Below are 10,798 nucleotides of genomic sequence, written 5' to 3' on the forward strand. Positions count from 1 at the left end.
TGGGCGAGACCTACTCCGGAGACCGCGAGCAGCTGCGCTACTACGTGGATCCCCAGCGCATGCTCGACGGCCAGTTCGACTTCGCGCTGCGCAGCTCCATCATCTCCACGGTGATGATGCGCTCCACCTTCGCCTGGTGGGAGAACAAGGTCATCCCCACCTCCATGAAGGGCCTGGAGGACTTCCTGCGCTCCAACGCCACCTACTATGGCGACGGCACGATGAGCACCTTCCTGGGCAACCACGACATGGGGCGCGCCATCCACTTCGGCGAGGACACCCCGTTCTGGTTCAGCGAGTGGGACACCGGCGCGAGCAACGGCTGGTCGAACGTGCCGGCGCTGCCCTCGGGCACCTCGGCCTTCGAGCGGCTCGCCAATGCCTTCACGGTGCTCTTCTCCCTGCCGGGCATTCCGCTCATCTACTACGGCGATGAGATTGGCATGCCGGGCGGAGGCGATCCCGACAACCGGCGGATGATGGACTTCGATCCGAGCCACTACACCCCGGGGCAGCAGCTGCTCCGGGAGCACATGCGCAAGCTGGGCACCATCCGCAACGCGCACGTCTCCCTGCGGCGCGGCGAGCGCGTGAGCCTGTCCGTCACCGATGAGACGATTGCGTACCAGATGCGGCACGAGGCGGATTCCGTCTACGTCCTCGTCAACCGGGCCGATGTGCCCCAGAGGGTGTCCGGACTGCCGGAGGGCACCTACGAGGACCTGCTCACCGGCCGCCAGGTGACGGGCCCCCAGGCCGAGCTGTCGCCCCGCTCGTCCATGCTGCTCATCGCCAAGCCCTGAGCCAGCACCGCTTGGGAGTGCCGTGCTTCACCCCTTGAAGCGGGTGGAGCGCGGCGCTCCTCGGGCGGAGGGTGTGCACTACGTGGCGGGCTGCTCCTTATGGGAGCGCCAGATGAACGAGTAGACGTCCATCAGGTCGCGAGGCGGGTGCCCCGCGGCCACCAGCCGCTCCGACGTCTTGCGCGCCACCTCCAGGAAGCTCTCGTAGGAGGCGCTGGTGACGGTCGCGTGCTTGCTCGCCACGAGGTTCAAGAGGAGCCCCTGCTGCTCGAAGACGGTGGGCTTCACGAAGGTGTGCTGCGCGGGGGCGTACAGCGCCTGCAGCAGCGTGGCCAGGGGCCAGGTGACCTTGCGGCCCTGGTCCGCCGCGTCCCGGATGCGGACCGAGCTCGCGAACTTCTCGAAGCGTGGCCCGTGTGCGCCCTCCCCGTGCAGCAGCTCGCCCAGCGCCGCCACGAACGCGGCCCGGTCCTCCTCCTTCATGGTGCTGAAGGGGGTGGCGCCCTCCAAGGGGAAGACGAGGTTGGTGGAGCCCAGCAGCTTCTTGCAGACGGCGAAGGTCTCCTCCGGCGTGGCGCTCGCCAGTCGCTCCGGCGAGAGCTCCTCCTGGGCGAGCTTGATGGCGGCGCTCTTGTTCCCCTTCTTGCCCTTGGACTCGGAGGCTCCTCGCTCCTCGGAGATGAACTTCTCCCCTCCGAAGCCGCCGGGGAAGAAGGTCTCGAACCAGCGCACCTGCGCATCGAAGGAGGGGAAGGCGGCGACGAGCGGGCGCGCTGCCTTGGCCTTGGCCTTGGCGGACTTCTTCGCCGCGCCGCCCTGCGGGTGCTTCCCGCGCAGCCGTGCCTCCACCGCCCGGGCCTCGGCGTCGTCCAGCTCGACAGCCTGGAGCCCCTTGAGCTGGGACTTGATGAAGACGCGCCGGCCCCCGTGCTCGAAGGCGAGGACGAGCTTGCCGTCCTTGTCGTCCAGCAGGGTCGCGCGACCCCAGGTGGGTTGGCTCTCGAGGGTGAAGAGGGTCGGCGGGGCAGTGGGGCGCATGGGAATCTCCAGGGGTGTCAGCCGTCCGCGTCCGCGACGGGCTCGTCGCGGTGGCGCCCTTCGGCAAGGCCCCACGGCTGAGGGGGGGCGTCCCACCATACGCCCGGAACGGAAAACATGTTGGATAACCACGGCAGGCGGTCGCCGTGCCTCCGCCCTCTCCCAGCGAGGAGCCGAGCCAGGATGTCGCGGTGCGCACGACGCTCGCGGCCTTGGGTTGCGGCTCCCCCGCCAGGGCCGAGAGTTTCTTCTCGCGAGCCCGGCTCCGAGCGATAACAGCCCCCGCCCATGGAAACTCGTTTCGTTCTCGTCTTCGCCGACGGTGCGTGCTCCGGCAACCCAGGCCCTGGCGGCTGGGGCGTCATCCTCGTCACGGCCGATGGCCAGGTGACGGAGCTGGGGGGCCACGAGCCGGAGACCACCAACAACAAGATGGAGCTGACGGCCGTGGGCAAGGCGCTGCGCCACCTGGAGCGGACGCCGGGCCCCCTCCTCATCCACACGGACTCCACCTACGTGATTCAGGGCATCACCCGCTGGGTGTTCGGGTGGAGCCAGCGCGGGTGGAAGACCGCGGGGGGAGGGGAGGTCGCCAACATCGCCTTCTGGAAGCGGCTGATGGCCCTGCTCGCCCAGCGCAAGCAGGACTTCTCCGGCGAGGCCGCCACCGTGGAGTGGCGCTACGTCCGCGGACACTCGGGGGTGCCGGGCAACGAGCGGGTGGATGAGATCGCCGTCGCGTTCTCCAATCGTCAGCGGGTGGACCTGTACGTCGGTCCTCGGCAGGGGTACGGCGTGGAGGTCCACGAGGTGCCCGAGGAGGCCGAGCCGCCGGAGAAGCCCCGGGAGCGCAAGGCCTCTGGCAAGACGTACTCCTACCTGAGCCAGGTGGGCAGCAGCGTCAAGCGCCACACGACGTGGGCCGCCTGCGAGCGCCGGGTGAAGGGAGTCTCCGGCGCTCGCTTCAAGAAGACGACGAGCGCCCAGGACGAGGCACGGGTGCTCGAGGAGTGGGACGTCAGCCCCGGAGACGTGAAGGCGGAGGATTGAGCCCGCAGGAGACGACCGACTCCAGATGGCGGGGCTGAGACCGTGCGCGGGGTTTGATAGAAACGGGGTGGTGAACCCGTCCAGCCCTGCGTCCGCGTCCGTCACGTCGTCCGAGGCCACTGCCGATCCCGGCCTGCGGCAGCGGCTGCTCTCCATCTTCGGCGGCTCGGTCGGCAATCTGATCGAGTGGTACGACTTCTACATCTACTCGGCCTTCTCGCTGTACTTCGCCAAGGCGTTCTTCCCCAACGCCAACCCCGTCGTCGAGCAGCTCAACACCGCCGGCGTCTTCGCGCTCGGCTTCCTCATCCGTCCCGTCGGCGGCTGGGTGATGGGCCTCTACGCGGACCTGCGCGGGCGTCGCTCCGCGCTGACGCTCTCCGTCACGCTCATGTGCCTGGGCTCGCTCGTCATCGCCGTGTGCCCCACCTATGAGCGGATCGGCGTGCTGGCGCCCATCGTGCTGCTGCTGGCCCGGCTGCTCCAGGGGCTCTCGCTCGGCGGCGAGTACGGCACCAGTGCCACCTACCTCAGCGAGGTCGCCACCTCGCGCCACCGTGGCTTCTACAGCTCCTTCCAGTACGTCACGCTCATCATGGGGCAGCTGCTCGCCACGGTGACGCTGCTGGTGCTGCAGCGCCTGGTGCTGACGGGTCCGCAGCTGGAGGCCTGGGGCTGGCGCATCCCCTTCCTGTGTGGCGCCTCACTGGCCGTCTTCGGCTTCTACATGCGCCGCAACATGGTGGAGACGGACGCCTTCAAGGCCGAGGCGGCCAGGCAGACGGAGCACCGGCCCATGCGCGAGCTGCTGCGCCACCCCAAGGAGATCGCCCTCGTCGTCGGGCTCACCATGGGCGGCACGCTCGCCTTCTACACGTACACCGTCTACATGCAGAAGTTCCTGGTCAACTCGGTGGGCCTGAGCCGGGATCAGTCCACGCTCATCTCCGTCTCCTCCCTGTTCCTCTACATGCTGTTGCAGCCGGTGTTCGGCCTGCTGTCCGACAAGGTGGGCCGCAGGCCGGTACTGGTGGGCTTCGGGGTGATGGGGACGCTGTGCACCGTGCCGCTCCTCACCGCCCTGACGCGCACGCGCGATGCCTTCACCGCCTTCCTGCTGGTGATGGCGGCCCTGGTCATCGTCTCGGGCTACACCTCCATCAACGCGGTGGTGAAGGCCGAGCTCTTCCCGGCGAGCATCCGCGCCCTCGGGGTGGGCCTGCCCTATGCGCTCACCGTCTCTATCTTCGGCGGCACGGCCGAGTACGTGGGCACCTGGCTGAAGCTGGCCGGCCACGAGTCCTGGTTCTTCTGGTACGTGACGGGCTGCATCGGCTGCTCGCTGCTCGTCTACGTCCTCATGCGCGACACACAGCGACACAGCCGCTTCGACTGACGCCTGCTCTGTTGCCCTCCGTGCAGCCGAGCCAGCGGCCTTCCCGTCGGCTGAAGCATCCGTGTTGAAGGACACACCTCCAGAGTGTCGTGCCGTCCACACACAAACCCAGGGGGCGATGCCGCGCGCGGGGTTGTGGTGCAAATCAAGTTTCGCATGCTTCCCCCTGGCCTCCTTTATGAAGAGCAGCGCCTGCAAGCCCTGCGGCGCCACGGCATCCTCGATACGCAGCCTGAGTCCGAGTACGACGACATCGTCCAGCTCGCGGCTCGGATGTGCGACGTGCCCATCGCGCTCGTGAGCCTGGTGGACAGGGACCGGCAGTGGTTCAAGGCGAACGTGGGCCTGCCGGGGGTGACGGAGACGGAGCGCTGCATCTCCTTCTGCACCTTCGCCATCGAGCAGGAGCACGTCTTCGTCGTCGAGGACGCCGCGAAGGACGCGCGCTTCGCCACCAGCCCGCTGGTGACCGGGGCGCCCTTCATCCGCTTCTACGCCGGAGCCTCCATCCAGACGGAGGACGGTCTCCACCTGGGCACCCTGTGCGTCATCGACCGGAGGCCCCGGGTGCTGACGGAGGACCAGCGCAAGAGCCTGCTCGCGCTCAAGCGGCAGGTGGAGCTGCACCTGCGGCTGCGCCTCCAGGTGCGGCAGGCCGAGGAGCGCAACCGCCAGCTCCTGGAGAACTCCAGCGATGCCGTCTTCCTGCTCGACGAGGCGGGGCGGGTGCTGGAGGCCAACCCGGTGGTGGAGCGGCTGCTGGGGCTCGGCGTCTCCCAGCTCATCGGTTGCTCCATCATGGCGCTCGCCCCCGAGGACGAGCACGAGTCCATGCGCAAGCTCCACCAGGAGCTGCTCGCGCGGGGCACGGTGCGCCGGGAGAACCAGGGCCTGCGGTCCGCGCGCGGGGAGCGCGTCGCGCTGGACATCACCATCTCGATTCAGCAGGTGGGCACCTCGCGGCGCCTGCTCGTGGTGGGCCATGACGTCACCGAGAAGCGGCGGCTGGAGCAGCAGAGCATCCAGAACGACCGGCTCGCCTCGGTGGGCGCGCTGGCGGCGGGCATCGCCCACGAAATCAACAACCCCATCGCCTACGTGCTCTCCAACCTGGGCTTCCTGGAGAACTGGCGCGATGAGCTGGAGCGGGCGCTGGCGGCCGTCCCCAGCTGCCCCTCGAACGTCGCGGACCTGCTCGTGGAGGCCCGGGAGGTCGTCTCCGAGTCGCTCGAAGGCTGCAAGCGCATCCGGGACATCGTGCGCGACATGCGCTTCTTCTCGCACGTCCCGGACGAGTCGCAGGCGCCCGTGGACGTGCATGCGAGCCTGGACTTCGTGCTGCGCATGGCGCAGACGGAGCTCAAGCGCACGGCTCGGCTGGAGAAGGACTACGACCTGGCGCTGCCTCCCGTGTTCGGCAGCGAGAGCCGGCTCAGTCAGGTGTTCCTCAACCTGGTCATCAACGCCATCCAGGCCATGCAGCCCGGCTCGCCGCAGCGCCACACGCTGCGCGTGCGCACCGCGTGCGAGGGCGAGCAGGTGCGCATCGACGTCACGGACACCGGCCACGGGATTCCTCCCGAGGTGCTGCCGCGCATCTTCGATCCGTTCTTCACCACCAAGCCGGCCGGCGCGGGCACGGGGCTCGGCCTGTCCATCAGCCACTCGCTCATCCAGAAGATGGGCGGCGAGCTGCGGGTGAGCAGCGAGCAGGGCAGGGGCACCACCTTCACCCTGCTGCTGCCCAGGGTCGAGCGCGCCGTCCTCGAGCCGCGGACGGCGCTGGCCTCGTGAGGCGGGGGCTCAGCCCTGGTAGGACTCGTCCTGCTCGATGCGGCTGAGCACCCAGTCGAACTCGCCCGAGGTCACCTTCGCCGAGCAGTGCGTGCAGTTGCCCGCCATGTTGATGGACAGCGCCGCGCCGCAGGAGGGGCAGTGCTTGTCCGCGCTCGGCTTGCCCCGGGTGTCGCGGCCCCGGATGAGCGTCCAGTACTCGCTGTACTTGCGCTCGCGCGTCCGCGAGCCGCCCACCACCTGGCCGTCCGAGTCCCGCACCGTGTAGTCCAGGCCCGTGGCGAACAGGCGCACCGTGAGGGCGTAGTAGTACTTGTCGCTCACCACCCGCGCCAACTCCACGCAGGTGATGCGCGCATTCTCCGTCACGTTGCGCAGCCCCGCCTGCTTGTACGCATCCATCCAGTAGAGCTGCATCTGGAAGAGGCTGTCGCTCACGTACGGACGCACCTGCTCCCAGCGCCGGTGGCTCCACGCCACCTGCAGCTCCTGGAAGATGAGCCCCAGCCGCTGGTTGAGCGCGTCCCAGGACAGCTCGGGGTCCTGCATCAGCAGCAGCCGCATGCGGTCATCCACCTTGGGCTGCTTCACGGTGGGCCAGTCCGTGCCCTCCTCGGGCGTGTCGCCGCCGAGCTGCGGGCCGCGCTGCTCGCGCTCCAGCACCTCAATGCGCTCCACCACCCAGTCGAACTCGCCCGTGTCCACCTTCTGCTCGCAGTACGCGCAGGTGTTGCCCCGCATGCCGTCCAGCGCCGCGCCGCAGTTGGGACACTTGAACACCCGCGCCTTGTCCGGCGAGCGCGACTTCACCGCCGTGCCGCGCGCCAGCGTCCACTCCTCGGCCACGTAGTAGCTCTGCTGGGCGCCGCGCGCGGACGTCTCGGTGTAGTTGGCCTCGAAGCGCAGCTGCACGCTCACGCGCGTGCTGTGGGGCGTCACCAGGTCGGTATGGAGGTACTGCATGGCGCCCACCACCACCGCCTGCACCCGCGCTGGCTCGCCGAGTCCCCGCAGCGACGCGCGTGCGCCCTCGGACAGGTAGGCGGCCAGCGAGTCCAGCCGGCCGCCACCGCGCGCCTCGTGCGCCTTGGCGTAGAGCGCGTAGAGGAAGTCCTCGAAGGGCACCAGCGAGAAGTCCGGGTCGAACGGCACCGGCCGGCCACCCGCTCCCAGCGGGCCCACCGTGCGCAGCCGCGTGAGCAGCTCCCGCGCCGACCCCCCGCGCTCCCGCGTCCGGTTCCTGTCGGGCGGCGGGGCGCTCGTGCTCCAGTCGCCCTCCCGTTTGTTCTGCTGCGACACGCTGAGCAGCCCGACCACCACGATCACCAGGATGATGAAGGTGAGGCCGCCGGCGCCGCTGGAGGAGCCGCGGCTGCTGGAGGAGCCGCTGTACGAGGAGCCGCTGCCCGAGTAGCTGCGCGAGGAGCTGCTACTGCTGCTGGAGGAGCCGCGGCTGCTGCTGGAAGAGCCGCGGCTGCTGGAGGAGCCGCTGTAGGTGTTGCCACCGCCCGGACGCGCGAGGCTCTCGGGCACCACGAAGACCAGCGCCAGGAGCAGCGGCGCGGTGAAGGCCAGCCATTGGAGGGAGCGTCTCATGGGTCTCACGCGGCGTGGGGAGCGTCGGGCAGCTCGTTGACGTCATCGTCGGAGCGCGGCAGCAGCCGCTCCAGCGGGGGAGCCATCAGGGCCAGCGCCTCGAAGAAGGGCTCGGGGGACTCGGAGGAGGCCACGGCGGCGGACAGCTTCGCCAGCGCCTCCTCCCACTCCGGGCCCAGCGCGGCGGTGTCCACCCCCAGGTCCGCCACCACCTCCACGCGCCGCTCGAAGGCGGAGACGAAGACGAGGATGCCGGTGCGCCCCGTGGTGCGCGACACCCCGAGCTCCACGAAGGCCGCCCGCGCGGCCGTACGCACGCTCGCCTCCAGCAGCTTCCGGGACGTCAGTCGCCGACGCAGGCCGGGCAGGGCCGCGCTCAGGTAGGCCCCCGCCACGAAGGACAGCGCCACGTCCAGGGGGAAGAACTCGAGCGGGAACTCGGTGGGCAGGTAGAGCATGGCCACCAGCGTCACCAGCGACAGCACGAAGCCCACCAGGTAGTCCGTGTGCCGGTAGTGGCCGGAGGTGCGGTGGACGGATACCACCACCTCAGCGGTGGTGCGGGCCTCGACGGCCTTCACCGCTTCGGCGGTCTTCGCCTTGGTGGCGTCTTCAAAGAATGCGCGAGCCCACATGGGTCACCTCCTGGGGCGCGCAGCGTAAGCTACTTTCCGGGCGTGGTGGAGGACGTGGGCTTCACCTCGCCGCGCAGGATGGAGACCACCCGCGCCCGCGTGTCGTCATAGGAGGGCTCGCCCTCGAAGAAGCCATACGTCTCGTGCGTCTTGTCCGGGTAGTAGGCGTCGAGGTGGAACACTCGCGGTGCGGATGGGTTCTTCTCGCGTGCGAAGGCGTTGGTGAAGGCGTAGGAGCCCAGCGAGATGACGAGCGCGGGCTCCCGCGCGTCCGGCGCGTACACCTGGAACTCGTAGCGCTTGGCCCAGTCGCCCTCCAGGGTGAAGCTCTCCACCGCGATCACCGTGCGGCCCGCCTCCTGGAACTGGTCGCGGACGAAGTACTCCTTGTCCACCTTGCCGGCCTGGTGCAGCAGCAGGAGCGCCTCGCGCTCGGCGTCGCGCTTCTCCTGGTTGCCGAGCGTCTGGTGGAGCTGCACCAGCTTCGCCCGCGTCCTCCAGTCCTGCGGGTCCAGGTCCGCCGCCTTCTGGAAGCACTCCAGCGCTTGCGCGGACTCGCCGCGCAGTTGGTGGAGCTGCCCGGCGTTGTAGTGCGCCATCGCGAACTCCGGCTCATACGTGCGCGCCTTCTCGTAGGCCTCCAGCGCGGCCTCCGTCTTGCCCTGGTCCATGTACAGCAGGCCGAGGAAGAAGAGCGCCTGCGCGTTGCGGGGCTCCAGGGCGAGTGCCTTGTCGATGGCGGCCTGGGCCTCGGCGCTCCTGTCGAGCTGGAGGTACAGCGTGCCCAGGAGCTGCCAGTGCCGGCCCTGCTTCGGCTCCAGCTCGGCGGCCCGGGTGGCGTCGGCGAGCGCCTCCTCGGCCTTGCCCTGGGCGCCGAGAAAGAAGGCGCGGACGTAGTGGGGCCAGGCGAGGTCCGGTGCGAGCGCGAGGGCCCGCTCGGCCGACGCGAGGGCCTGTCTGGCGTTGCGCAGGTAGAAGGCCGTGCGCGCCAGCAGCGCGTGGAGCCGGGCGTCCTCGGGGCGCTTCTGGAGTCGGGTCTCCAGCTCGTGCGCGAGCTTCTCCAGGTCGGCGAGCGTGGCGTCGCGGTTGGCGCCCCGCAGGCCCAGGCCGGCCTCGTCCAGTCGCGCCTCGTAGGCATCCACGGGCGCCTCGGCCGACGTGGGGGAGGCGCGGCCAGCGGCGCAGCCGGTACCGAGGAGGAGGCCCGCGAGCAGGCCCGCCAGCAGTCGGAGTCTTCTCATCCACGAAGCATGTGGGGGCGGACGCGCGCACCGCAAGCGCGACGCGCTCAGGCCAGCGCCATCTCGAAGCCGGTGCGCCCCGGGGGGAAGTGCTCGCGCGCGAGGCTGGCGGGCGTCACCGCGTACAGGTGGAAGTCGAGCCGCCGCTGGAAGAAGCCCTTCAGCGCCGGGCTGAGTGGGTCGCCTTCGTCCAGGTACAGCGAGAAGAAGTGGTAGCCCTTGCCGTGGTGGTCCGCGTACACCTGCTCCACGAGGGCGCGCAGGATGGCCGGGTCCTCGCCCGCGATGCTGGTGTTGCACAGGTAGAAGTAGCGGAAGTCCGTCCCCGGGTCCGGCAGCCTCGGGGCGCGCAGCACGGTGGCCATCGCGTCGTAGCCCCACTTCAGCCAGCGCATGGAGCCCCGGTACGCCAGCACCCGGTAGCGCTTCACCTCCTCCGGGTCCCATGCCGAGGTGCACCCCACCAGCTTCCCGCCGTCGAAGGCGAGGTAGCAGCCCTCCACGCTCAGGCCCGGCCAGTGCTCCAGCCGGTGTTGCAGCTCGCCCTGGTCATACCGGTAGCCGAAGGGGCGCGTGCGGTGGTCCGCGTCCAGCATCGCCGCCATGGCGGGCACGTCCGCCGCCGTGGCACGCCGCACCTGGAAGCGGCCCGGGTCTGGTTTGCGCCGGCGGGTGAAGTGGACGGACACCGCGGCGAAGCGGCGCAGCAGCGTGTAGTGCGGCTGGTTCACGCGCTTCGCCCGGCGCTTCACCAGGGCCTGCAAGGCCGCGGCGTTGGTGGCCATCACCGCGGTGAGGAAGGCCTCCACGCCCAGCCGCTGCGCCGTCTCCTCCAGCACCGGCCCGTAGAAGCGCGCCAGGCCCCGGCTGCGCCTCGCGGAGAAGCGCGTGCGTAAATCTCCCAGGTAGCCCACCCGGCAGGGCCGGCCCTCCAGCCAGCCGTCCCGCACGAGGATGGTGCCCATCCCATCCAGCCCGTCCTCCACCTGGTTCACCCACAGCTCGGTGTCGCCGCGCTGCATCTCGTAGAGACGGAAGAAGTCCGGGGCGCGCTGGGTGGCCAGCACCAGCTCGCCCTGCATGGGCACCGCGCCGAACAGCTCGAGCAGCTGTGGGTTGTCTTCACGGGTGGCGCGTCGCAGGAGGCTCATGGGCTGGGACTCGCGAGGCTGGGGCCGACTCGGGGCCCCAGCCCGTGGCTGCCCTCCTACTTCGTCACTTCGGGGCGCGGCTTCCCATCGGCGT

At 69.9% G+C, this 10,798-nt stretch carries 9 protein-coding genes; 4 read left to right on the forward strand and 5 right to left on the reverse strand.

Annotated elements, in window-relative coordinates; all coding sequences use genetic code 11:
- Positions 1–803, forward strand: an 803-nt coding sequence (locus VF697_RS35255) for an alpha-amylase family glycosyl hydrolase (RefSeq protein WP_331101997.1), incomplete at its 5' end; no start/stop codon positions are given.
- Between the two features lie 78 nt (positions 804–881).
- Here the strand turns inward: VF697_RS35255 and VF697_RS35260 are convergent.
- Entirely contained in the window at positions 882–1,841 is a 960-nt protein-coding gene (locus tag VF697_RS35260; protein WP_331101999.1) for a hypothetical protein, read from the reverse strand.
- Positions 1,842–2,129: 288 nt separating this feature from the next.
- On the opposite strand from VF697_RS35260, the gene VF697_RS35265 reads away from it, so the two are divergent.
- The 3 genes from VF697_RS35265 (at position 2,130) to VF697_RS35275 (ending at position 6,081) form a co-directional block, all read left to right on the forward strand.
- Positions 2,130–2,891, forward strand: coding sequence for an RNase H family protein (locus VF697_RS35265; RefSeq protein ID WP_331102000.1), 762 nt, complete (start codon positions 2,130–2,132; stop codon positions 2,889–2,891).
- Between the two features lie 25 nt (positions 2,892–2,916).
- Positions 2,917–4,287 (forward strand): MFS transporter, encoded by a 1,371-nt coding sequence (locus VF697_RS35270; protein WP_331102002.1) that lies wholly within the window; start codon positions 2,917–2,919, stop codon positions 4,285–4,287.
- A gap of 156 nt (positions 4,288–4,443) precedes the next feature.
- Positions 4,444–6,081, forward strand: coding sequence for an ATP-binding protein (locus VF697_RS35275; RefSeq protein WP_331102004.1), 1,638 nt, complete (start codon positions 4,444–4,446; stop codon positions 6,079–6,081).
- Positions 6,082–6,090: 9 nt separating this feature from the next.
- Here the strand turns inward: VF697_RS35275 and VF697_RS35280 are convergent, their stop codons facing one another.
- From VF697_RS35280 to VF697_RS35295, 4 genes are read right to left on the reverse strand one after another with little or no spacing between them, the layout of a single operon-like run.
- Positions 6,091–7,677 carry a TIM44-like domain-containing protein gene (locus VF697_RS35280; RefSeq protein ID WP_331102006.1) on the reverse strand — a complete coding sequence of 529 codons (1,587 nt, stop codon included), beginning with the start codon at positions 7,675–7,677 and terminating at the stop codon, positions 6,091–6,093.
- A 5-nt stretch (positions 7,678–7,682) separates the two neighbouring features.
- Positions 7,683–8,312 (reverse strand): hypothetical protein, encoded by a 630-nt coding sequence (locus tag VF697_RS35285; protein WP_331102008.1) that lies wholly within the window; start codon positions 8,310–8,312, stop codon positions 7,683–7,685.
- Between the two features lie 29 nt (positions 8,313–8,341).
- Positions 8,342–9,553, reverse strand: coding sequence for a tetratricopeptide repeat protein (locus VF697_RS35290; protein ID WP_331102010.1), 1,212 nt, complete (start codon positions 9,551–9,553; stop codon positions 8,342–8,344).
- Positions 9,554–9,600: 47 nt separating this feature from the next.
- Positions 9,601–10,704 (reverse strand): hypothetical protein, encoded by a 1,104-nt coding sequence (locus tag VF697_RS35295; protein ID WP_331102012.1) that lies wholly within the window; start codon positions 10,702–10,704, stop codon positions 9,601–9,603.
- Between the last annotated feature and the right edge of the window lie 94 nt (positions 10,705–10,798).

The sequence above is a fragment of the Archangium sp. genome (assembly GCF_036388035.1).
Taxonomy (GTDB): domain Bacteria; phylum Myxococcota; class Myxococcia; order Myxococcales; family Myxococcaceae; genus Archangium.